23 protein-coding genes are annotated in these 22,363 nt (G+C 69.2%); 7 read left to right on the forward strand and 16 right to left on the reverse strand.

All coding sequences use genetic code 11. The features are described 5' to 3' along the window. Positions 1-107 precede the first annotated feature (107 nt). Genes mvk through KYX17_RS15715 form a run of 6 tightly spaced genes read left to right on the forward strand, consistent with a single transcriptional unit; the run spans position 108 to position 6,437 of the window. Positions 108-1,100, forward strand: a complete 993-nt coding sequence (gene mvk, locus KYX17_RS15690) for a mevalonate kinase (RefSeq protein ID WP_243227873.1) — start codon at positions 108-110, stop codon at positions 1,098-1,100. Then, a complete protein-coding gene (gene mvaD, locus KYX17_RS15695) occupies positions 1,097-2,065 on the forward strand; it encodes a diphosphomevalonate decarboxylase (protein ID WP_243227874.1) in 969 nt (322 codons plus the stop codon). Before mvk ends, mvaD begins: the two co-directional genes overlap by 4 nt. Then, positions 2,062-3,153 carry a phosphomevalonate kinase gene (locus tag KYX17_RS15700; protein WP_243227875.1) on the forward strand — a complete coding sequence of 364 codons (1,092 nt, stop codon included), beginning with the start codon at positions 2,062-2,064 and terminating at the stop codon, positions 3,151-3,153. Before mvaD ends, KYX17_RS15700 begins: the two co-directional genes overlap by 4 nt. After that, positions 3,150-4,238 (forward strand): type 2 isopentenyl-diphosphate Delta-isomerase, encoded by a 1,089-nt coding sequence (gene fni / locus KYX17_RS15705; protein WP_243227876.1) that lies wholly within the window; start codon positions 3,150-3,152, stop codon positions 4,236-4,238. The genes KYX17_RS15700 and fni overlap by 4 nt, the downstream gene beginning before the upstream one ends. Then, positions 4,228-5,274, forward strand: a complete 1,047-nt coding sequence (locus KYX17_RS15710; protein WP_243227877.1) for a hydroxymethylglutaryl-CoA reductase — start codon at positions 4,228-4,230, stop codon at positions 5,272-5,274. Before fni ends, KYX17_RS15710 begins: the two co-directional genes overlap by 11 nt. Further along, complete coding sequence (locus KYX17_RS15715) at positions 5,271-6,437, forward strand: hydroxymethylglutaryl-CoA synthase (RefSeq protein ID WP_243227878.1); 1,167 nt, start codon at positions 5,271-5,273, stop codon at positions 6,435-6,437. The genes KYX17_RS15710 and KYX17_RS15715 overlap by 4 nt, the downstream gene beginning before the upstream one ends. A 58-nt stretch (positions 6,438-6,495) precedes the next feature. Here the strand turns inward: KYX17_RS15715 and KYX17_RS15720 are convergent, their stop codons facing one another. The 16 genes from KYX17_RS15720 to KYX17_RS15795 form a co-directional block, all read right to left on the reverse strand. Beyond that, positions 6,496-8,055: a Rieske 2Fe-2S domain-containing protein gene (locus tag KYX17_RS15720; protein ID WP_243227879.1), complete on the reverse strand. Its 1,560-nt coding sequence runs from the start codon at positions 8,053-8,055 to the stop codon at positions 6,496-6,498. Between the two features lie 100 nt (positions 8,056-8,155). After that, on the reverse strand, positions 8,156-8,566 hold the full coding sequence (gene nusB, locus KYX17_RS15725; RefSeq protein WP_243227880.1) for a transcription antitermination factor NusB: 411 nt from the start codon (positions 8,564-8,566) through the stop codon (positions 8,156-8,158). 3 nt (positions 8,567-8,569) lie between these two features. Continuing rightward, complete coding sequence (efp, locus tag KYX17_RS15730) at positions 8,570-9,130, reverse strand: elongation factor P (protein WP_137416962.1); 561 nt, start codon at positions 9,128-9,130, stop codon at positions 8,570-8,572. Positions 9,131-9,263: 133 nt separating this feature from the next. Further along, a complete protein-coding gene (locus tag KYX17_RS15735) occupies positions 9,264-10,118 on the reverse strand; it encodes a 3-hydroxyacyl-CoA dehydrogenase (RefSeq protein ID WP_243227881.1) in 855 nt (284 codons plus the stop codon). Between the two features lie 33 nt (positions 10,119-10,151). After that, the gene (locus tag KYX17_RS15740; protein WP_243227882.1) at positions 10,152-10,775 is read right to left on the reverse strand and encodes a TetR/AcrR family transcriptional regulator; all 624 of its coding nucleotides are present in this window, start codon (positions 10,773-10,775) and stop codon (positions 10,152-10,154) included. Positions 10,776-10,830: 55 nt separating this feature from the next. Beyond that, positions 10,831-11,289 (reverse strand): type II 3-dehydroquinate dehydratase, encoded by a 459-nt coding sequence (aroQ, locus tag KYX17_RS15745; RefSeq protein WP_243227883.1) that lies wholly within the window; start codon positions 11,287-11,289, stop codon positions 10,831-10,833. Positions 11,290-11,329: 40 nt separating this feature from the next. Further along, positions 11,330-12,412, reverse strand: coding sequence for a 3-dehydroquinate synthase (gene aroB / locus KYX17_RS15750; RefSeq protein ID WP_243227884.1), 1,083 nt, complete (start codon positions 12,410-12,412; stop codon positions 11,330-11,332). After that, positions 12,409-12,945 (reverse strand): shikimate kinase, encoded by a 537-nt coding sequence (locus KYX17_RS15755; RefSeq protein WP_243227885.1) that lies wholly within the window; start codon positions 12,943-12,945, stop codon positions 12,409-12,411. The genes aroB and KYX17_RS15755 overlap by 4 nt, the downstream gene beginning before the upstream one ends. Continuing rightward, positions 12,942-14,156 carry a chorismate synthase gene (aroC, locus tag KYX17_RS15760; protein WP_243227886.1) on the reverse strand — a complete coding sequence of 405 codons (1,215 nt, stop codon included), beginning with the start codon at positions 14,154-14,156 and terminating at the stop codon, positions 12,942-12,944. The genes KYX17_RS15755 and aroC overlap by 4 nt, the downstream gene beginning before the upstream one ends. 4 nt (positions 14,157-14,160) lie before the next feature. Beyond that, positions 14,161-15,021, reverse strand: a complete 861-nt coding sequence (locus KYX17_RS15765) for a shikimate dehydrogenase (RefSeq protein WP_308220902.1) — start codon at positions 15,019-15,021, stop codon at positions 14,161-14,163. Next, a complete protein-coding gene (gene mltG / locus KYX17_RS15770) occupies positions 14,988-16,307 on the reverse strand; it encodes an endolytic transglycosylase MltG (protein ID WP_243227887.1) in 1,320 nt (439 codons plus the stop codon). The genes KYX17_RS15765 and mltG overlap by 34 nt, the downstream gene beginning before the upstream one ends. Beyond that, positions 16,307-16,780, reverse strand: a complete 474-nt coding sequence (gene ruvX / locus KYX17_RS15775; protein WP_243227888.1) for a Holliday junction resolvase RuvX — start codon at positions 16,778-16,780, stop codon at positions 16,307-16,309. Before ruvX ends, mltG begins: the two co-directional genes overlap by 1 nt. Next, positions 16,777-19,443, reverse strand: a complete 2,667-nt coding sequence (gene alaS / locus KYX17_RS15780; protein WP_243227889.1) for an alanine--tRNA ligase — start codon at positions 19,441-19,443, stop codon at positions 16,777-16,779. The genes ruvX and alaS overlap by 4 nt, the downstream gene beginning before the upstream one ends. Before the next feature lie 63 nt (positions 19,444-19,506). Next, on the reverse strand, positions 19,507-19,719 hold the full coding sequence (locus tag KYX17_RS15785) for a hypothetical protein (protein WP_243227890.1): 213 nt from the start codon (positions 19,717-19,719) through the stop codon (positions 19,507-19,509). Positions 19,720-19,848: 129 nt separating this feature from the next. Then, positions 19,849-20,478 carry a 30S ribosomal protein S4 gene (rpsD, locus tag KYX17_RS15790; RefSeq protein WP_243227891.1) on the reverse strand — a complete coding sequence of 210 codons (630 nt, stop codon included), beginning with the start codon at positions 20,476-20,478 and terminating at the stop codon, positions 19,849-19,851. A 190-nt stretch (positions 20,479-20,668) separates the two neighbouring features. Then, positions 20,669-21,985: a replication-associated recombination protein A gene (locus tag KYX17_RS15795; RefSeq protein ID WP_243227892.1), complete on the reverse strand. Its 1,317-nt coding sequence runs from the start codon at positions 21,983-21,985 to the stop codon at positions 20,669-20,671. Positions 21,986-22,077: 92 nt separating this feature from the next. Between KYX17_RS15795 and KYX17_RS15800 the strand changes: the two genes are divergently transcribed. Beyond that, entirely contained in the window at positions 22,078-22,359 is a 282-nt protein-coding gene (locus KYX17_RS15800) for a dioxygenase (RefSeq protein ID WP_243227893.1), read from the forward strand. Positions 22,360-22,363 lie beyond the last annotated feature (4 nt).

Genomic DNA, 22,363 nt, shown 5'->3' on the forward strand with positions numbered 1-22,363 from the left:
GCCTCACAGGACGGTGTTAAAGGTTGCTGTGGTTTGCAGACAGACTATCCCAGAGAGTCCCCTCCGCGCTCGGCGGCGCGGACGCTGTTAGGCTCGCGTGCGTTCCTATGACCAGTTCTTCTGCCCGTCCCGCGCGCCCATCCGACGCGCCGGCGACGCCGACCCCCACTGCCGCCGCGAGCGGACGGGCATCCGGCAAGGCGATCCTCCTCGGCGAGCACGCCGTCGTCTACGAGCGGCCGGCCCTGGCCATCCCGCTCTCCACCCTCCAGGTACGCGCGGACGTCCGCCGCTCCAGTGGTCCGAGCCTCCTGCACAGCGCCCTCTACGACGGTCCGCTCGCTGCGGCGCCCCCACGCCTGGGGCCGACGGCGATGGCGGCCGCCGCGGCGCTCGAGGTGGTCGGCGCCACCGGCGATTCGATCGACCTGCGCATCGAGAGCAACCTGCCTGCGGAACGCGGCGTCGGATCCTCTGCCGCCGTGGCCGCGGCCGTCATTCGGGCCGTGGCCGCGGCCTACGGGATCGTCTTGGATGCCGCTGAGGAGCACGAGATGATCCAGCGGGCCGAGCGCGTCGCGCATGTGGCACCGAGTGGACTCGACGCGCACGCCGTGCGCTCCGCCGCACCGATCTGGTTCGAGGGCGGTGCCGTATCGCCCGTTGTCGTGGCCGCCCCTCTGACGTTCGTGATCGCCGACACCGGAGTCGCCGGCCGCACACGGGAAGCGGTCGCCGGCGTGCGTGCACGTCGCGATGAAGACCCGGCGGGCACGACCGCTCTCCTCAACGAACTGGGCGAACTCACCCGCGATGCCCGCGCACACCTCGCCGCGGGCGATGCGCGAAGCCTCGGCGCCGTCATGGACCGCGGCCACGTGGCGCTCGACCTCCTGGGGGTGGGCGATCCGGCGCTCGACGAGCTCGCGACGACGGCGCGCGCACACGGCGCCTGGGGCGCCAAACTGACCGGCGGAGGGCGCGGCGGCTGCATTCTCGTGCTCACCCGAGACGACGAGAGCGCTGCCGAGGTCGCCGGTGCCCTGCGTGCCGCGGGAGCGGCCGCGACCTGGACCACCACGGTGGAGGCGACGACATGACCGAGGCTCGCGCGATCGCGCATCCGAACATCGCCCTGGTGAAGTACTGGGGCAAGCAGGACACCGCGCTCAACCTGCCGGCGACGGGCAGCCTGTCGATGACCCTCGGGGTGTTCCCCACGACCACCACGGTCGTCGTGGACGACTCTCTCGAAGCCGACGTCTTCGTGTTGAACGGCCGAGAGCAGTCCGGCGTCCCCGCCGAGCGCACCGCGCGGTTCCTCGATCTCGTGCGCGGCCTCGCCGGCACCGGGATGCGGGCCCGCGTGGAGTCGCACAACACCGTGCCCTCCGCCGCGGGCCTCGCCTCCTCCGCCGCCGGCTTCGCCGCGCTCGCGGGGGCGGCCGCATCCGCCTACGGACTGCAGCTGAGCGCACGGGAGCTGAGCAGGCTCGCCCGCCGCGGCTCGGGCTCCGCCGCCCGTTCGATCTTCGGCGGCTTCGCCCTCTGGCACGCCGGCGACGATGAGCAGTCGTACGCCGAACCGCTGCCGGCACCGGCGGAGCTTGCCATGGTCGTCGCCATCGTGGACAGCGCAGAGAAGCAGATCTCGAGCAGGGAGGCGATGCATCGCACCGCCGCTACGTCTCCCTTCTACCCCGCGTGGATCACCTCGACCGCCCTGACGCTCGAGGAGGCACGGCGTGCCTGTGTCGAGGGCGACGTCGCCCAGCTCGGACGTCTCACCGAGAACAACGCGCTGCGGATGCACGCCGTGATCCAGGCTGCGGCGCCCTCCATCCGTTACCTCTCTCCGACGAGCATCGCGTTGTTCGATCGCGTGGCGGCGCTGCGCGACGCGGGTCTGGAGGCGTATGCGACCGCGGACGCGGGCCCGAACGTCGTCGCGCTCTGCCACGCCGCCGACGCGGAAGCCGTCGCGGGTGAGCTCGGCGCCCTCGCCGAGACGGTCGTGGCGCTGCCCGGGCCGGGGCTGGTGGTCGGCGGGCGGTCCGTCGAATGACCGCCCCGATCGTCGTCCGTTCGCCGGGCAAGCTCTTCATCGCGGGCGAGTACGCGGTCGTGACACCCGGAGAGCCCGCGGTGCTCGTCGCCGTCGATCGCTACCTGACGGTCCGCCTGACCCCCAGTGCACGCTCGGGAAGCATCCACTCGCCCGAGTTCGGCCGGACTCCCCTGGTCTGGGGTCGTACGAGCGACGGTCTCACGATCGACACCGAGCATCATCCCTATGAGTACGTGCTCGCAGCGATCACCCTCGCCGAACGTCTGCGCACCGAGCGCGGGCTGGCCGCGCACTACTACGACCTCCGCATCGACAGCGGGCTGGACGACGCGTCCGGCCGCAAGTTCGGCCTCGGATCCTCCGCAGCGGTCACGATCGCGACGATTCGCGCCATCGACGAGTTCTACGGATTCGGACTCTCCCGTCGCGACGCGTACCGTCTCGCGCTGCTGGCCACCGTCCAGGTCGCACCGCAGGCGTCCGGCGGCGACCTGGCCGCGAGTGCGTTCGGCGGTTGGATCTCCTATCGCTCCCCCGACCGGCGAGTGCTACGACAGTCACTCGACGAGGGCGCATCGGTCGCCGACCTGCTGGCATCTCCCGGGTGGGAGCCGATGGACATCGCCCGCCTCACGCCGCCCGCCTCCCTCCGCTTCCTCGTCGGGTGGACGGGTCGTCCCGCATCCACCGCGCGACTCGTCGACGCGGTGCGCGACGGATCCGGCGCCATGGACTACCCCGCGTTCCTGCTCGACTCACGCGCGTGCGTGACGGAGCTGGCACGCGCCCTGGACGAGGGCGACGACACCGCCACACTCGACGCCGTCCGTCGGGCGCGCCGCCTGCTGCGTCGGCTGGGGCGAAGCGCCGGCGTGGCCATCGAGACGGATGCGCTCGCGGCACTCTGTGACACCGCCGAATCTGCCGGGGCTGCCGCGAAATCGTCGGGCGCCGGCGGCGGGGACTGCGGCATCGTGCTGGCTCCGGAAGATGCCGACATCGCCGGTATGCTCCGCGATTGGGAGGAACGCGACATCCGGCACCTGACCCTGTCGGTGTCTCCCGCCGAGGGGGGTGCGCCGTGAGCGCCGCGGACCGCAAAGACGATCACGTCCGGCTCGCTGCCGCCCAGCATCCGCTCGTCGCCGGAAATGCCTTCGACGACGTCCGCCTCCTCCATCACGCGCTGTCGGGCATCGACGCCGCCGACGTGACGCTGGCCACGGAGGTGGCGGGGCTGCAGTGGCCCGCGCCCTTCTACATCAACGCGATGACCGGTGGCAGTAGCCGCACGGGCGAGATCAACCGCGCTCTCGCCGCCGCGGCCGCCGCGGCGGGCGTGCCGATCGCGTCCGGCTCGATGAGCGTCGCACTCGACGACCCGGATGCCGCCCCCACATTCCGCGTCCTGCGCGAACAGAACCCGGACGGACTCCTGTTCGCCAACATCGGAATCGAACGATCCGCGGACGATGCCCGACGGGCCGTCGCCCTCATCGACGCCGATGCGCTGCAGATCCACGTGAACGCCGTGCAGGAGATCGTGATGCCCGAGGGCGGGCGTTCGTTCGGGCACTGGATCGCCTCTCTGGAGCGCATCGTCGCCGCCGTGGACGTCCCCGTCATCGTCAAGGAGGTCGGCTTCGGCCTCAGCCGGCGCACGCTCTCCGTCCTCGGAGAGATCGGTGTCTCTGCGGCGGACGTCGCGGGGCGCGGCGGAACCGACTTCGTGCAGATCGAGAACGCACGGCGGACGGACGCCGATTTCGGATACCTGGCCGGATGGGGGCAGAGCGCCGTCGAGAGTCTGCTCGACGCACCCGCCGATGCCCCGCCGCTGCTTGCCTCGGGGGGCGTGCGCACTCCCCTGGACGTCATTCGGGGCCTCGCCCTCGGAGCAGGCGCCGTCGGTGTCTCCGGCACCTTCCTGCGGATGGTGCTCGACGGCGGCGCGGATGCTCTGTCCACGGCGCTCGACGCGTGGAAGACGCAGCTGCGGTCCGTCATGACCGTTCTCGGGGCGCGCACGAGCACGGACCTGATCCGAACGGACCTGATCATCGGCGGCGCGACCGCCGAGTTCGCGCGGGCACGCGCGATCGACATCACCTCGCTGGCGCATCGCTCCGATGCGCTCGGCGCACCTGGAAGGAGCCGGAATGACCGGTGAGTTCACGCCCGTACCCACACGCTGGGTGGGTCCGCTACGCCTGAGCGGCGATGTCGTGGGCGAGCAGGAGGTTCCCCTCGCCACTTACGAGAGCCCGCTCTGGCCCTCGGTCGGGCGCGGCGCGCGCGTGTCGCGCTTGGTCGACGACGGTATCCGGGTGACGGTCGTGGACGAGCGGATGACGCGCTCCTCCCTGTTCACCGCCGTCGATGCTGCGACCGCCGTCCGCGCCGGACGCGACATCCGGGGCCGCTTCGCCGAGCTCGCGGCGACGGTGGCCGCGCAGAGCCGGCATGCTCGACTGCTCGATGTCGACACCGAGGTCGTCGGCAACCTGCTCTTCGTACGCTTCGCTCTGTCGACCGGTGACGCCTCCGGGCACAACATGGTGACGCTGGCCGCCGAGTCGCTCATGACGCAGATCCTGCAGTGGCATCCCGAGCTGGAGTACGGATCGATCTCCGGCAACTACTGCTCTGACAAGAAGGCGACCGCCGTCAACGGCATCCTGGGCCGCGGTCGCAATGTCGTCGCCGACATCCTCATCCCCGCGGAGCTCGTGGAGTCGCAGCTGCGCTCCAGTGCAGCGCGGATCGTCGAGCTGAACACCCGCAAGAACCTCGTCGGGTCCACGATGGCGGGCGCTCTGCGCTCGGCGAACGCCCACTACGCGAACATGCTGCTCGCGATCTTCCTCGCGACCGGCCAGGACGCCGCGAACATCGTGGAAGGGTCACAGGGGATCACGTGGGCCGAGGTCCGCGGCGACGGCGATCTGTACTTCTCGTGCACGCTGCCCACCCTCATCGTGGGCACGGTCGGCAACGGTAAGGACCTCCCCCAGGTCGAGGAGGCGCTCACCCGCCTCGGATGCCGTGAGGATCGTGAGCCCGGTGAGAACGCTCGGCGCCTCGCCGGTCTGGTGGCGGCCACGGTGCTCTGCGGCGAACTCTCGCTGCTGGCCGCCCAGACCAATCCCGGAGAACTCATGACCTCCCACCTCCAGCTGGAGCGCAACGGAAAGGCCACGCGATGACCGCGCCCCTGATCGGAATCCATGACCTGGCAGTCGCGACCGCCGGCCACGTACTGGAGCTCGACGACCTGGCGGCGGCGACAGGCGTCGACCCCGGCAAGTTCCACATCGGACTCGGCCAAGACCAGATGAGCGTCCCCGGTCCGGATGAGGACATCGTCACGATGGGTGCGACGGCCGCCCGGCGCATCATCGACCGGCACGGCGTCGACGGCATCCGCACGGTCTTCTTCGCCACCGAGTCTGGCGTCGACCAGTCCAAGTCCGCCGGTGTCTGGGTGCACGATCTACTGGGGCTGCCCTCCACGAGCCGCGTCATCGAGCTCAAGCAGGCCTGCTACTCCGCCACCGCCGCATTGCAGGCGGCCGCAGGGCTGGTCGCCCGCGAGCCGGGATCCAAGGTGCTCGTCATCGCGAGCGACATCGCCCGCTACGAGCTCGACTCGGCCGCCGAACCCACGCAGGGCGCCGGCGCGGTCGCGATGCTCGTCACCGCGGATCCCGCCCTGTTGAGCATTGAGCCGGCGACGGGACTGCACACCGCTCACGTCGACGACTTCTGGCGGCCGAACGACAGCGTGACCGCCGTCGTCGACGGCAAGCTGTCCATCGACGCATACCTCGACGGCTTCGTCGGCGCGTGGGACGACTACCGTGCCCACGGCGGGGTGGACGCCGCCGAGATCGACGTCTTCACCCACCACCAGCCCTTCACACGGATGGCGGCCAAGGCGCATCGCCGTCTCGCCGAGCACCTGGGCACGGAGCTCGCAGAGGACCGGTACCTGCGCTCCACGCTCTACAACCGACGCATCGGCAATTCGTACACGGCGTCGCTGTACTTCGGACTCGCCGCTCTTCTCGACGGCGACGACGATCTCACCGGCAAGCGCGTGGGCATGTTCAGCTACGGCTCCGGCAGCGTCAGCGAGTTCTTCGCGGGCGTGGTCCAGCCCGGTTACCGTGAGCACACGCGCGCGGTAGAGACCGCGGAGCTGCTCGACGCACGCACGCGCGTGGATGTGCCTGCCTACCGCGCGCTGCATGCCGCGGCACACCTGGGGAGCCGTCAGGACGTTGTCGTGCCGGCCCAGTCTCCGTGGCCGTACCACTTCGCAGGCGTCCGGGGTCGCGCCCGCCAGTACACCGCCGACCAGGCCTGATCTCCCGCGCGTCGCCTGTCCCCGCTCGCGGAGCCGGGACAGGCGACGCGACGGCGGTTCAGACGCCGGAGGGGATCTCGGCGGTCTCGCGCGACGCGCGGATGGGGTGTCCCTGCGTCGTCAGGCAGCGTCCGCTCGCGAGGTCCCACTTCCAGTCGTGCAGACTGCACGTCAGCACGCCGTCCTCGATCTTGCCGGTCTTCGTGAGGTCCGCGCGCAGGTGGGGGCAGCGGCGCTGCACGACCCAGTCGCCCAACTGGGCGTCCTCGGTCTGGTCGGACTGCTCGGCGTACCAGTTCTCGACGTACTCGATGCGATCGCGCGAGAGGCACTTGAGGAACGTGGTGAGGAACTCGTTGAACTTGCCGCTGCGTCCGACCTCGAACTGCATCGACAGGAAGATCGAGTTGGACCAGTCGATCTCGTGGTCTGCGATGTTGGTGGAGACGAGGTCGGCCGGGATCGTGTACCAGTAGATGCACTCCTCCCCCGCGTACTCGCGGACCTTCGCCTTCGGGAAGTCCACCACCATGTCCAGTTCGCCGATGCGGAACCGGACGTTTCCCCCCACCCCGTTACGGATCGTGCGGGCGCGGCGCAGCAGTGGCTCCCACCACTCCTTGATGGCGGTGAGCATCTCGGCCGGCGGCAGCACCTCGGCCCGGCTCGCCTCCTCGTCGCGGATCTCCTGCTGACGGCTGTCGCGCTGCTCGGCGAGGTAGGCCCACTTGTCGGCGAACATACGCTCGATCTCGGCTTCGGTGTACAGGGTCTGCGTGACCTCGATCGCGCCGTGGTTCAGATCGACCTGCGTCCCGGGTACGAACAGATAGCCCTTCTGTTCGGGGCGATGCTCAGCCATGTGCGCGAGGAACTCGCTCTGGTCGGTGAAGATCGAGTCGTTCTCGAGACCGAGACCGTTGTAGCGGAACAGCTCCTCGCGCAGGAACATCGGCGGACCGGCCATCGGGAACACATGCTCGGCGTCGACCTTCTCGATGTAGTACATCGCGCGCTTGTTCTGCGCGTCGCGCTTGAGCTTCGCGAAGTTCTGCTTCGCATCCTGCGGCAGGTCATAGACCATCGGCCACCAGATGGCTCCGGAGACCTGCGTGAAGTACGCATCCGGCTTCGAGAACGAGAGCAGCTTCTCGAGATCGAGCGGATGCGAGTCGTTCTGGTTCAGGACGGAGGCTGATCCATCGTCCACGCTCAACGACGAGTCTCCGATGGGGCCGTCACTGGGCGCCCGCAACGGCGTGACCATGACGGACAGCTCGCCGTACTGGAGCGGAACGCCGGCCTGCGTATAGACGATGTTCTCGTAGCCGAGGGCTCGCAGGTCCTGCTCGAGGTCATCCGTCGGATAGTCGGGAAGCAGCACGGGGATGTCGGAGCGCACGTACCGCCGAAGCAGGCGGGGGTCGAAGTGATCGCGGTGACGGTGCGAGATGTAAAGGAAGTCCGCCTTCCCGAAACGCTCCCAGTCGAGCCCGCGGTTGTCGGGGAACGGGAACCACGACCCGAAGAACGAGGGGCCGATGACGGGGTCGCAGAGGATGCTGCCGCCTGCCGTCTCGATGAACATGCCCGCGTGGCCGAGACCCGTGATGCGCATAGAAGAGTCCTTTCCGCTGTCGAGTCTAGGCAGCCGCGGCTGTGTGTCCCGTCCGCACCGCCGGGGCCCGCGCTCCCGGATCAGGCCTGCGGCTCGTGCGTCAGGCGGAGCGGGCGATGCGCGCGAGCACGCCGTGCACGAAGGCCCCCGCCTCGTCGGTCGAGTATTCCTTCGCCAGCTCCACGGCCTCGTCGATGGCGACGGCGACGGGAACCTCATCGTTGAAGACGGCTTCCCAGACGCCGATGCGCAGGACGGCGCGGTCGACGGCCGGCATCCGCTCGATCTTCCAATCGCGCGCGTGTGTGACGATCTGCTCGTCGATCTCGTCGCGGTGGTCGATGACACCATCGACGATGTCACGCGCGTACAGCCAAGAGCTCTGACGGTCGGGTTCGCCCGCCGCGCGGGAGGCCTCTGCGGCGAGGATCGCCGCGGGGTCCTCGCCGCGGACGTCGGCCTGGAAAAGGATGTCGAGGGCGCGCTTACGCGCCTTGCTACGAGCGCTCACCCGTCAGCTGACGCGGCCGAGGTAGTCGCCCGTGCGCGTGTCGACCTTGACCTTGGTGCCCGTCTCGACAAAGAGCGGCACCTGGATCTCGTGACCGGTCTCCACCGTTGCCGGCTTCGTTCCGGCGGACGAGCGGTCGCCCTGGAGACCCGGCTCGGTGTAGGTGATCTCGAGAACGACGGAGGCGGGCAGCTCGATGTAGAGCGGGTTGCCGTCGTGGAGCGCGATCTGCACCTGCTGGTTCTCGAGCAGGTAGTTCGCCGCGTCGCCGACCGTCGCCGCACCCACCGTGATCTGGTCGTAGTCGGCGACGTCCATGAAGACGAAGCCCTCACCATCGTTGTAGAGGTAGGTGAAGTCGCGACGATCGACGTTCTGGATGTCGACCTTGGCGCCGGCGTTGAACGTCTTGTCGACGACCTTGCCGGTCATGACGCTCTTCAGTTTCGTGCGGACGAACGCGCCGCCCTTGCCGGGCTTGACGTGCTGGAACTCCACGACGTTCCACAGCTGTCCGTCGATGCTGAGGACGACGCCGTTCTTGATGTCTGCGGTAGATGCCATGAGGGTGGAGGTTCCGTTCGTCGTGAGATCTGCGGGCGCGTCGTGACAACCGATGGCCCAGCGTCCTATCTTACGGGATGGTCGCCGGTCCCGCCGGGCACGCGGTGGAGCAACGGCGGGGCCGGCGTGTGCGTCACGCGTAGCGGTAGAAGCCTTCGCCGGTCGCGACACCCAGCTTGCCCTGGTCGATGTAGTTCTCCTTCAGCCAGGCGGCCAGCGCCTGATCCCCCGTGCTCGAGTGCGTGAGGATGTTGTACGGCGTGTTCAGACCGATGACGTCCAGCATCTGCAGCGGCCCCATCGGGGCGCCGGTGGCGATGCGCCACGTCTTGTCGATGTCGGCGACCGAGGCGTACCCGCCTGCGGCCAGTCCCATACCGGCGTTCAGCAGCGGGACCAGGAGCGAGTTGAGCACATAGCCTGCCTTCTCCTTGCGGATGGCGATGGGCACCATGCCGATGGCCTCAGCGAACCGCATCACCGCGTCGAACACCTCCGGAGCCGTGTGCGCGGTTCCCATCACCTCGCCGGTGTTGAACTTCCACACCCGGTTCGCGAAGTGCAGCGCGAGGAACCGATCGGGGCGACCTGTGAAGTCGACGATGTCAGACGGCAGGAGTGTGGACGAATTGGTCGCGAAGATCGTGTTCTCGCCCGCGAGCTCGGACAGGCGCGAGTACACCTCGCGCTTCAGATCGAGCACCTCCGGAACGGCCTCGATGACGAGGTCGGCCTTCGCCGCGTCGGCGAGACTGGTGGTCAGTCTCAGGCGCGCCAGCGCGTCGTCGACGCGCGTACCCTCGGCAGCTCCGGGCACCTCGGCGCGATAGGTGGCCGCGAGGCGCTCGAAGCGCTCGCGCGCAGAGGCCAGCGCCTCTTCGCTGATGTCGTACGCGACGACGGGGAATCCGCTGTAGGCGCTCTGGAACGCGATCTGCGAACCCAGAACACCCGTTCCGAGAACGGCGACAGTCGTGATGTCGGTCATGATCTCTTCTTTCTGACGGGGGTCCCCCGTCGCTCACTTCGCGGTCGGGTCGACCGCGGTCTCACCCGCGCCGGCACGGTAGCCGGCGACGATCTGCGCGATCTGCGTGGGCAGGTCGGTGGTGTCGAAGCCCTCTTCGCCCCGAGGTCGGACGAGCACGATATGCGCGCAGGCGAAGATCGCGCGGGCCGCGCTGCGGGCTGCGGCGCTCGCCTGACCGCCGGTGAGGATCCGCGCGATGCCGTCCTCCAGCTCAGCGACCACCGACAGCCCGTCGGCGCGGTGGGGGTCGTCCGGATCGCCGAACATGAGCTCCCGCTGGTACACGGCTGCATCCGCCGCGCGCTGCGCCGCGGTGTCGAACAGCGGGCTCAGGGCAGCGCGGACCGCCTCGGCCGCATCCGGAACGGCTCGGGCCGCTTCCAATCCGCGGCGGACCGCTTGGCGCACTTCCTCGTTGCGCACCATGAGGAGAAGCTCCGCCTTCGTCGCCGCGTAACGGAAGACCGTTCCCACCGCGACATCCGCGCGATCCGCGACCTGTTGCGTCGTGACCCGGGCGTAGCCGAACTCATCGAACAGCTCACGCGCGGCCGCGGAGATCCGCTCCCGTTTCAGCTGCTTCCCGCGCTCACGGCGCCCCTCATCGCTCGACACGAATGAGTCAACTCACAAATGAGCAGACTCATTCCCGACGCGCCGGAACGAGTTCTCAGCCGTCGGCCTGGCCGGCGATCACCCGGATGAGGCGGTCCACCGCCGTGGCATAGCCCTGCACGCCCTCGCCGATCACGTGAACGATCGCGACGTCGCGGACGTAGGAGTGGTGTCGGAACTCCTCGCGAGCCATGACATCCGAGATGTGCACCTCCGCGACCGGTAGGGAGACGGCGCTCAGCGCATCGCGCAGGACCACCGAGGTGTGGGTGAGCCCGCCCGGGTTGATCACGATCCCCGCGCAGTCCCGGCGCGCGGCATGGATCTCATCGAGCAGCACGCCCTCGTGATTGCTCTGTACCGCTCGCAGTTCGAAGCCGTGCGCGGCCGCCGCCTCCGACGCGATGCGCTCGACGTCGGCCAGCGTCGCCGTGCCGTAGATCCCGGGTTCACGCGCACCGAGCAGGTTCAGGTTCGGGCCGTTGACGAGCAGCAGACGACGTGCGGTGGTCACGTTCGCACGCTACCAGCAGGACGAATCGAACGAGACGCCATCAGTCGGCGACCTCCTGGTACGCCGCGAACAAGAGCGACTCGTCGGGGGCCTGCAAGACCGTGGGGCGAGCGATGTCGTCCAGCACGATGAACCTCAGCATCCCGCCGCGCGACTTCTTGTCGCGCTGCATCGTCGCCAACAGCTGCGGCCACGCGCCGGCGCGATAGCTCGTGGGGAGCCCGAGGGACTCCAGGATGTCGCGATGGCGCGCCGCAGCCGCATCCGACAGTCGTCCCGCCAAGCGCGACAGCTCGGCGGCGTAGACCATGCCGATGGAGATCGCGGCGCCGTGACGCCAGCGGTAGCGCTCCGCGTGTTCGATCGCGTGCCCGAGTGTGTGGCCGTAGTTGAGGATCTCCCGCAGCCCCGCCTCGCGGAAGTCCTCGCCCACGACGCGGGCCTTCATGTCGATCGCGAGCTCGAGACAGCGTCGGAAGGACGCGGATGAGGGGTCCACGATCGACTGCGGCTCCGCTTCGATGCGGTCGAGGATCTCCGGAGCCCAGATGAACCCCGCCTTGACCACCTCGGCGAAGCCGGCGGTCGCCTCATTCTGGGACAGACCGTCCAGCATCGAGAGATCGCACACGACGGCCTGCGGAGCCCAGAACGCGCCGACGAGATTCTTGCCTTCGGCGGTGTTGATGCCCGTCTTGCCCCCGACGGCCGCGTCGACCATCCCGAGAACGGTCGTCGGAACCTGCACGACCTGGATGCCGCGCAGCCAGGTCGCGGCCACGAAGCCCGCCAGATCGGTCACCGCGCCGCCACCGAATCCGACGACCGCATCCGTCCGAGTGAAATCCGCCTGCCCCATGACCTGCCAGCAGAAGGCCGCCACCTCGACGCGCTTTCCCTGCTCGGCGTCGGGAATCTCCGCCAGCAGCACCTCGCGTCCACCGTCGGACATGAGTCGTTCGCGGAGCGTGGTCGCAGCCGCGGCCAGCGTCGGCGGGTGGACCACGAGCACCTTGCGCACCGAAGCCGCCAGCGCCTCGCCCACCCGATCCAGGATGCCGCGCCCGAGGTGGATCGTGTACCCGTTGTCACCGGCGACGGTGATCTCGGTCGTCTCGGTCATGATTGTCCCTTCGGTACGGCTGTGCGCGCCCATGCCGCGATCTTCTCGACGACGTCGGAGAGCGGCCCGTGTGAGGTGTCGAAGGTCGCGTCGGCGACTTCGGTGTACAGCGGCATTCGTTCCTCGAGGATGCGGCGCCAGCGCGCCACCGCATCCTCGCCCTCGTCCGCGAGCAACGGACGGTGCCCACCGCCGATCCGACCGGCGACGACCGAGGGCGACACCGTCAGCAGCGCGACGCGGTGTGCCCGCAGATCGACACGTGTCGCAGGGTCGAGGACGGAACCACCGCCGAGCGACACCACGCCACCGCGTGCCAGCGCCTGCGCGACGGCATCACGCTCGAGCTCTCGGAAGCGTGCTTCACCGTGCGTGGCGAAGATGTCCGAGATCGCACCGTGTGACCGCACCACCGTGGCGTCGGTGTCGACGAAGCCGACCTCCAGCGCTTTCGCGACGCGCTTGCCGATGCTGGTCTTGCCGGCACCCATGGGGCCGACGAGCACGATCGCCGAGTCGGCGGGCGCCGTCATCGATCCAGATCGGGATCGCTGGCGTCTGCCGTGCGCAAGGTGTCCGGGATCGCCGCCAGGTAGGACTGCAGATTGCGACGGGTCTCGACGATGTTGTCGCCGCCGAACTTCTCCAGCACGACATCGGCGAGCACGATGGCGACCATGGCTTCGGCGACGACGCCGGCCGCGGGGACGGCGCACACGTCCGAACGCTGGTGGTGCGCCGAAGCGGTCTCGCCCGTGGCGACGTCGATCGTGCGCAGAGCATGAGGGACGGTCGCGATCGGCTTCATCCCCGCCCGCACCCGCAGTACGGTCCCGGTGGACATCCCGCCCTCGGTTCCGCCGGCGCGGTCGGTGCCGCGCGTGATGCCGCCGTCCGTCGCGAACAACTCGTCGTGCGCCGCTGAGCCGCGTCGACGGGTGGTCTCGAAGCCGTCGCCGACCTCCACGCCCTTAATGGCCTGAATGCTCATGAGCGCTTGGGCCAGCTTGGCGTCGAGACGGCGATCCCACTGCACGTGCGAGCCCAGCCCCGGCGGGACGCCGTAGGCGAGAACCTCGACGATGCCGCCCAGAGTGTCGCCGTCCTTCTTCGCGGCGTCGACCTCGGCGACCATGGCCTCGGACGTCGTCGCATCGAAGCAGCGCAGCGGATCCGCATCCAACGTGTCGACGTCGTCCGGCGTCGGAAGCGCCGCGCCCTCGGGCACGCGCACCGGCCCGATCGAGAGCGTGTGGCTCACCAGGCGGATGCCGAGCTCGCTGAGGAACGATCGCGCGATGGCGCCCAAGGCGACGCGTGCGGCGGTCTCTCGGGCGCTGGCGCGCTCGAGGATCGGACGCGCCTCGTCGAACCCGTACTTCTGCATTCCGACGAGATCGGCGTGACCGGGGCGAGGCCGCGTGAGAGCCGCCCCCCGACCGCGCGAACGCTCGGTGAGGGCCACGGGGTCGGGGCTCATGACCTCGACCCACTTCGGCCACTCGGTGTTGCCCACGCGCAGCGCGAGGGGGCTACCGATGGAGTATCCGTGCACCACACCCGAGGAGATCGAAAGCTCGTCCTCCTCGAACTTCATCCGCGAGCCGCGGCCGTAGCCCAGCTTGCGGCGGGCGAGGTCGGCTTGGATCGCCTCACGGGAGACGGGGACGCCGGCAGGCAGACCCTCCATGATGGCGACGAGTTCGGGGCCGTGCGATTCGCCGGCCGTGAGCACGCGGAGCATTCGTCTATTCTCCCACGAGCGCCCGGCGCATTGCGGCCAGCACCCGGGCTTCGTCATCGAGCGGCTGGTCCTGCTCCCCACCCACGAACACGCGCACCTGTCGGAGCGCCTGATGAAGCAGCATGGGAAGCCCGGACACCGCGGTCAGACCACGGTCGGACCATGCCGCCGACAGAGGCGTCGGCCAGGTGCCGTAGACGACGTCCATGAGGGTGCCGCCCGCATCCGCCAACGAGGACACCGTCGCGGAAGGGAGGACGGCGTCCCCGGGAAGGGTTGCCACAGTCACCTCGACGGCGCGATGCGGACCTTCCAGAGAACGAGCAGTGGTGCGCATCCCCAGCTCGGCACCTCGGGCCACGAGTTCATCGGCCGCATCCGGACGGCGGGCCAGGATCTCGACGGAAGCGACGCCCATCTCCGACAGTGCGACCAGCGCGGATGTGGCGGTGGCTCCCGCTCCGAGGATCCGCGCCGACGACACCTGACCCACTCCGGCCTCACCGAGCGCGGCCACGATGCCGCCGACGTCCGTGTTGTACCCGCGCGGACCGCGCGGGCCGAGCAGCAGCGTGTTCACGGCACCGGTCGAGCGCGCCCTCGCGTCATGCGCGACCGCCGCACGGAAGGCCGCCGATTTGAGAGGCATCGTGAGCGAAAGGCCCCGCCACGACGCGTCGAGCGACGAGAGCGCCGAAGGAAACCCCGTCTCGTCGACGCGTCGCCTGTCGTATGTCCACCGCGCATCCAGCACGTCGTACGCGGCCGCGTGCAGCAGCGGCGAACGACTGTGGGCGATGGGATCGCCCCATACGGCGAGACGCGTGCCGCTCAACATCCCGAGTCCGGGTGCTCGCTGCACCACTGCTGGAACTGCTTCACGTACTTCTGGTGCTCGGCGTACGTCGTCGTGAACACCGTCTCCCCGGTGTCCAGATTCACCGTGACGAAATAGAGCCACGGGCCGTCAGCGGGGTGCATGGCCGCATCGATCGCCACATCCCCCGGGTTCGAGATCGGTCCGACGGGCAGACCGGGATGCACGTACGTGTTCCACGGATTGTCATCGTGCTGCGCCTGTTCGGAGGTGCTCACCGAGCCCGCATGGAGCTCGCCGTAGCCGTACTGCGCGGTCGAGTCCATCTGCAGCAGACCGAACGTCTCCTGGTTGGAGGGATCGAGACGGTTGAGGATGACACGCGACACCTTCTGCATATCAGCCTCGTAGCGCGCCTCGCGCTGGATGATCGACGCGATCGTCAGGATGCGCTCCCGCTGGTCGGCGGGGACGCCGGCCGCGTCGAGCGACTGGATGGTGCGATCGACCATCATCTGGATGATCGCCGTCGCACTGGTGCCGGGCTCGATCGTGTAGGTCGCGGGGAAGAGCCAGCCTTCCAGACTCGACGCCGAGACGCCGTAGGCCGAGGGATCGGCGACAGCCGCCGTCAGATCGTCGAGCGACACGCCGGCTCCGTCGGCGATCCGCTGCAGGGACACATCGACCGTCAGCCCTTCGGGCAGCACGACACGCCCCTCCATCCGGTTGGCCGGATCTTCGAGCGCCTCCAGCGCCGCCGCCGAGGTCATCTCCTGCTGCAGCTTGTACGTTCCCGGCTGGAAGGTGAAGGCGATGTTGTTGTCGATCATGTAGCTGTACAGCGAGTTCGCCGTGCGGGTCACCCCGGCGTCGAACATCTTCTGGGAGACCTGGGGACCGGCGTCACCGCTGACGACGGTAATGGTCGCCTCGCCGTGTGCTTGTCCGGCTTCGAACTCGGTGGGCTCTTCCCAGCCGAGCACGGCGCGGATTTTGTCCTCGTAGGTGTTCCACACCCAGAGTCCGCCCGCGGCGACACCGCCCACGAGCACGACCACGATCGCGAGGGCGATCCACCCGCCCTTGCGGCGGCGGCGCTTGTCCGGCGGGGGCGGCGGTGCACCCAGGACGTCCGTCGTCGCTTCACCGGTGAACAGATCGTCCAACGAGGGACGCACCGCCGGAGCCGCTGCGGGCTCGGCCGGCGTCCGCAAGATCGGCTCGGATGCCGCGGGAGTCGGCTGAGCGGACCGCGCCGGCTGCGGCGTGCTCGCACGCTCGCGTTCGGCGGCCTCGCGCGCCTCGCGGCGGGAAGAGGGAGTGTCGGACATCAGTCGGTCTCCTGGTCCGGGTCGACGGGAGTGCCGGGCGCCCGCCCTGTCTGCTTCTCGACGTCGAGCGCGTTCTGCAACAGGATCACGGCGGCGACCTGGTCCACTATCCCACGCGATGAGCGCTGGGAACGCCCTGAACGCCGGAGCGCCGCATGCGCCGACACCGTGCTCAGCCGTTCGTCGACCAGTCGCACGGGGAGCGACCCCGAGGTCGCGAGGGCCCGCGCGAACTCACGGGCGTCCTGCGTCGACGCCGTCTCGTTGCCGTTCAGGCTGATGGGCAGTCCGACGTAGAGCGCGGTGGCGTTCTCCTCCTGAGCGATGGCGAGCACACGCTGCGGCGAGTCCTCCGCTCTCGCGACGGTCTCCACCGGTGTCGCGAGCAGCCCGTCGGGATCGCAGCGCGCGACGCCGACCCGGGCCTTCCCGACGTCGATGCCGAGCCTGATGCCCCTGCGGAAATCGCTCACGCCGACGTGGTCTCCAGCGATCGGAGGATCCCGTCGAGAGCGTCGGGCAGTGCAGCCGCATCCGAACCGCCGCCCTGAGCCACGTCGTCGCGGCCGCCGCCGCCGCCGCCGAGCACGCCCGCTGCCCCCTTGGCGAGCATTCCGGCCTTCACGCCCGCGCGCCGCGCCGCCTCGTTCGTGGCGACGATGACGATCGGGCGGCCGCCTACGGTCGCACCGAGCGCGACGACGCTCGCGTCCTCACCGAGACGATCACGCACCGCCAGGGCCACGGTACGCAGGTCGTCGGCAGATCCGACGGCGCCGATCGAGGCGACGACGGCACCGACCTGTCCCACGCGACGCGCCTGGGTCGCGAGCTCAGGGGCGCGCTGCGCGAGAGCCTGCGCCTCGAATGCCGCGATCTTCTTCTCCGCCGCCTTCAGGCTCGCGGCGAGATCGGCGATCCTCGCGGGGATCTGCTCGCGCGGGACCTTCAAGTCCGAGGTCAGCTGGGAGACGATGGCTCGCTCGGCCGCGAGATCACGGAACGCGTCGAGTCCGACGAGCGCCTCCACGCGTCGAGCAGTCGCGCCCACCGAGGACTCCCCCACGAGGTTGATGAGTCCTACCTCCGCGCTGGTGGAGACGTGCGTACCGCCGCACAGCTCGCGCGACCACGGTCCGCCGATGTCGACCATGCGTACGGTGGTCCCGTACTTCTCACCGAACAGCGCCATCGCGCCCAGTTCCTTGGCTTCATCGAGGGGCAGCACGCGGGTCGTCACCTCGAGGTTGTCGCGCACGGCGTTGTTGGCGATCTCCTCGATTTCGCTGCGCGTGGCGGGCGAGAGGGCCTGGCTCCAGTTGAAGTCGAAGCGCATGTACCCCGCACGGTTCAGCGAACCGGCCTGGGTGGCGGAACTTCCCAGAGTGTCGCGCAGTGCCGCGTGCACGAGGTGCGTCGCGGAGTGCGCCTGTCGCGCGGCGCGGCGGTTCGCCGCATCCACGACCGTCGTCGCGGCGTCGCCCACGCCGACCTCACCCGTGAGCACCTCGACGGTGTGGCTGATGAGTCCCGGCACCGGCTTCTGCACATCCAGCACATCGAGTTCGAAACCCGATCCGACGATGGTGCCCTTGTCGGCGACCTGGCCGCCGGACTCGGCGTACAGCGCCGTGGCCGGCAGGATCACCTCGACGACCTGCCCCTGACGGGCTCGATCCACCGAGACGCCGTCGTGCAGGATGCCGAGGACGCGCGACTCGGTCGCGAGATCGGTGTATCCGGTGAAGACGGTCTCGCCCTGCGCCCGGAAGTCGCGGTAGACGCTGTGGTCGGCGAGCTGGCGACGACGGCTCTTGGCGTCGGCCTTCGCGCGGGTGCGCTGCTCCTGCATCAGGCTGTCGAACGCGTCGCGGTCGACGCTGAGCCCGGCCTCTTCGGCGACCTCGAGCGTGAGATCGATCGGGAAGCCGTAGGTGTCGTGCAGGAGGAACGCCTGGTCGCCGGAGATCGACGAACCGCCGGTCTTCTTCGTCTCGGCGATCGAGAGGTCGAGGATGGACGACCCCGACGCGAGGGTACGCAGGAACGTCTCCTCCTCCGCGAAGGCGTACTGCGAGATGCGACCCCAGTCCTCGGCCACGACGGGGTACGACGCCGCCATCGCGTCGCGGGACGCGGCGAAGAGCTCCGGGAAGGTCGCGCCGTCGACGCCCAGCAGTCGCATCGCGCGGATCGAGCGGCGCATGAGGCGACGGAGGATGTAGCCGCGTCCCTCGTTCGACGGCGTCACACCGTCGGAGAGCAGCATGAGAGAGGAGCGCACGTGGTCCGCGATGACGCGGTAGCGCACGTCGTCCTCGTGCTCCTTGCCGTACGGGCGACCCGAGAGCTCCACGGCACGGTCGAGGACGGGACGCACCTGGTCGGTCTCGTACATGTTGTCGACGCCCTGCTTGATGAAGGCGACGCGCTCGAGTCCCATGCCCGTGTCGATGTTCTTGTTCGGTAGTTCACCGACGATGTCGAAGTCGATCTTCGAGCGCACATTGGTGATCGCGTACTGCATGAACACGAGGTTCCAGATCTCCGTGAACCGCGAATCGTCGACGGCGGGGCCGCCGTCGCGACCGTAGGCAGGGCCACGGTCGAAGTAGATCTCGGAGCAGGGCCCCGCCGGTCCCGGCTGCCCGGTCGACCAGTAGTTGTCCTCGCGACCGAGTCGCTGGATGCGGTGCTCGGGAAGGCCGGCGATGCGACGCCAGAGGTCGGCGGCCTCGTCATCCGTCTCGTAGACCGTGACCCAGAGGTCCTTCTCCTGGAAACCGAGCCCGCCGTCGGCCTCGGAGCGCGTGAGCAGATCCCACGCGTAGGTGATGGCGCCTTCCTTGAAGTAGTCGCCGAACGACCAATTGCCCAGCATCTGGAAGAACGTGCCGTGCCGTGCCGTGTGACCGACTTCCTCGATGTCGTTGGTCCGGATGCACTTCTGCACATCGGCGGCGCGCGGGAACGGCGGCGGGACGGTGCCGTTCAGGAACGGGACGAACGGCACCATGCCGGCGACCGTGAACAAGAGCGTCGGGTCATCGCTGACCAGAGAGGCGGAGGGAACGATGGTGTGATCGTTCTTCTCGAAAAAGTCGAGGTAACGCTGGGCGATCTCGGCGGTCTTCATGCGGTGTCTTCCTCGGGCAGGACAGGAAGGCCGCCGGAGCGGCCGTTCGGAGTTCGCGGGTGGTCAGCGATCGTCAGCGGCGGGGCCCGCGGCGTCGGGCTCGGTGTCGAACCGAGCCTGCTGCTCGCGGTAGGCGTCCTGGATGCGGTCGGTGAACTCGGTGATGCGGGCGTCGATCTCGGCGAGCACCTCGTGTCCGCGCGGATCCTTGTTGACGAGGTGCGCGAGCACGAACCCGGCCGTCGTTCCGACCGCGAACCACAGAAGACTTCTCACCGTGACCTCTTCCTCATCGTGTCCGCGTCTGCCGCGAGCATCCTCCATCGTAGGCGAGAACGGATGCCGGCGACGGGTGGACGACGAAGGGCGCCGGGATGACCCCGGCGCCCTTCGTGCGCGAACGACTCAGCGCGCGGCGTAGTACTCGACGACCAGCTGCACGTCACAGGTCACGGGGACCTCGGCGCGCTTGGGGCGACGCACCAGGCGCGCCTGGAGCTTGTCGAGCTCGACCTCGAGGTATCCGGGGACGTTCGGCAGGACCTCGGCGTGACCGCCGGCGGCCGCGACCTGGAACGGCTCGGTGCCCTCGGAGCGGGCCTTGACGTGGATGAGCTGGCCGGGCTTCACGCGGAACGACGGGCGGTCCACGATCTGGCCGTCGACCATGATGTGGCGGTGCACGACGAACTGACGCGCCTGCGCCGTGGTGCGGGCGAAGCCGGAGCGCAGCACGAGGGCGTCGAGACGCATCTCGAGCAGCTCGACGAGGTTCTCACCCGTCAGGCCGTCGGTGCGACGGGCCTCGTTGAACGCGATGCGCAGCTGCTTCTCGCGGATGCCGTACTGCTCGCGCAGACGCTGCTTCTCACGCAGACGGACGGCGTAGTCGCTGTCGGCCTTGCGCTTCGTTCGGCCGTGCTCGCCGGGAGCGTAGGGACGCTTCTCGAGGTAGCGGGCGGCCTTGGGGGTCAGCGCGACGCCGAGCGCGCGCGACAGGCGGACCTTGCGGCGGTCCTGGGACTTCGTGGTCACGAAGATGTCCTTCCGATGACGTGGCCGCGCCTTTCGCGGCTCACGGGCGTATCACCCGACTTCTCCCGATGACGCGCACGCCGGGGCGCGTCGGACGGTGGTGCAGAAGGAGGGGGATGCCCGAAAACTCGGTTTCGAGCCGATTCATGTTATCAGACGGCCGTGCGGCGCTATTGGACGCGCGAACGAGTCACCCCTCGAGGATCCGGCGGATCTTCTCGACGCGCGCGGCGATGTCGCGTTCGATGCCCCGCTGAGTCGGCTGGTAGTACCGCCGCCCGCGGAGCTCGTCGGGCAGATACTGCTGCGTTGCCACCCCGACGTCGAGGTCGTGGGGGTAGATGTAACCCTTGCCGTGCCCCAGACGCTTGGCACCCGGATAGTGCGCGTCGCGGAGGTGCGTCGGGACCCGCCCGAAGCCGCCGGCTTTGACATCGGCGATCGCGGCGTTGATGGCGTTGTAGGCGGCGTTCGACTTGGCGGTCGTCGCCAGGTACACCGTCGCTTCCGCGAGGGGGATGCGCCCCTCGGGCATTCCGATGAAGGCCACCGCATCCGCCGCGGCGACCGCGATCTGCAGAGCCTGGGGGTCGGCCAGGCCGATGTCCTCCGCGGCGGAGATGACCAGACGCCGCGCGATGAACCGGGGATCCTCCCCCGCCTCGATCATGCGCGCGAGGTAGTGGATCGCGGCATCCGCATCCGACCCGCGGATCGACTTGATGAATGCGCTGATCACGTCGTAGTGCTCGTCGCCCTGGCGGTCGTAGCGCAGCAGAGCGCGATCGACCGCCTGCGCGATGAGCGCTGCCGTGATCCGTGGCGACTGCTCGCCGTCGGTCATGGCGGCCGCGGCCTCGAGCGCCGTCAATGCGCGCCGGGCGTCGCCGGATGCGAGGCGCACGAGCGCATCCCTCGCCTCGTCGTCGAGCGCGATCCGCCCGCCCAATCCCCGTGAATCGCTCACCGCGCGGTCCACCAGGGCACCCAGGTCATCGTCGCCCAGCGGCTTCAACGTCAGCAGAAGAGAACGCGACAACAGCGGAGAGATCACCGAGAACGACGGGTTCTCCGTCGTCGCCGCGATGAGCACGACCCACCCGTTCTCGACGCCGGGCAGCAGCGCATCCTGCTGCGCCTTGGTGAAGCGATGGATCTCGTCCAGGAACAGGATGGTGGACTGACCGTACAGATCGCGCTGGTTCAGTGCCTCCTGCATCACCTCCCGCACGTCTTTCACTCCCGCGGTGATGGCGGAAAGCTCGACGAAACGACGCCCCGACGAGCGGGCGATCGCCTGCGCGAGGGTGGTCTTGCCGGTGCCGGGCGGGCCCCAGAGGATGACGGAGACCGCTCCGGATGTCTGGCGCTCGGGATCGGCCAGCGCGACGAGCGGCGAGCCCGGCTTCAAGAGGTGTCCCTGGCCCGCGACCTCGGCCAGCGACACCGGCCGCATCCGCACGGCGAGAGGCGTCTGGCCCTGGAAGAGGGCACCGGAGGAGGTCACTCCCCCAGGCTAACGGCGCCCGCCGACGCCGGCTTTGATGACCGCCGTCGGCGCCGCATAAGATCGGCTGATCCGGCCGACGAGGAGGAACCGTGGCAACGGGAAGCAAACAGCAGCGCGCCGAGCGCGAACGCGCCCGTCTCTACCAGGCGCGCCGCGCCCTCCACGACGCCCAGATCCGACGGCGCCGCCGCGACAACCTGATCGCGGGCATCGGCGGCGGAGTACTCGTGCTCGCTGTGCTCGGCGGTCAGATCGCCTACTACACGCTGGGACCCGGCGCGATCTCCCCGACCGTGGAGACGCCGGCACCGACGCCTTCGGGAAGCACGTCACCCTCGACCCCGCTGCCGACACCGGAGCCCACGTCCTGACCTG

This window comes from Microbacterium sp. CIAB417, assembly GCF_022788845.1.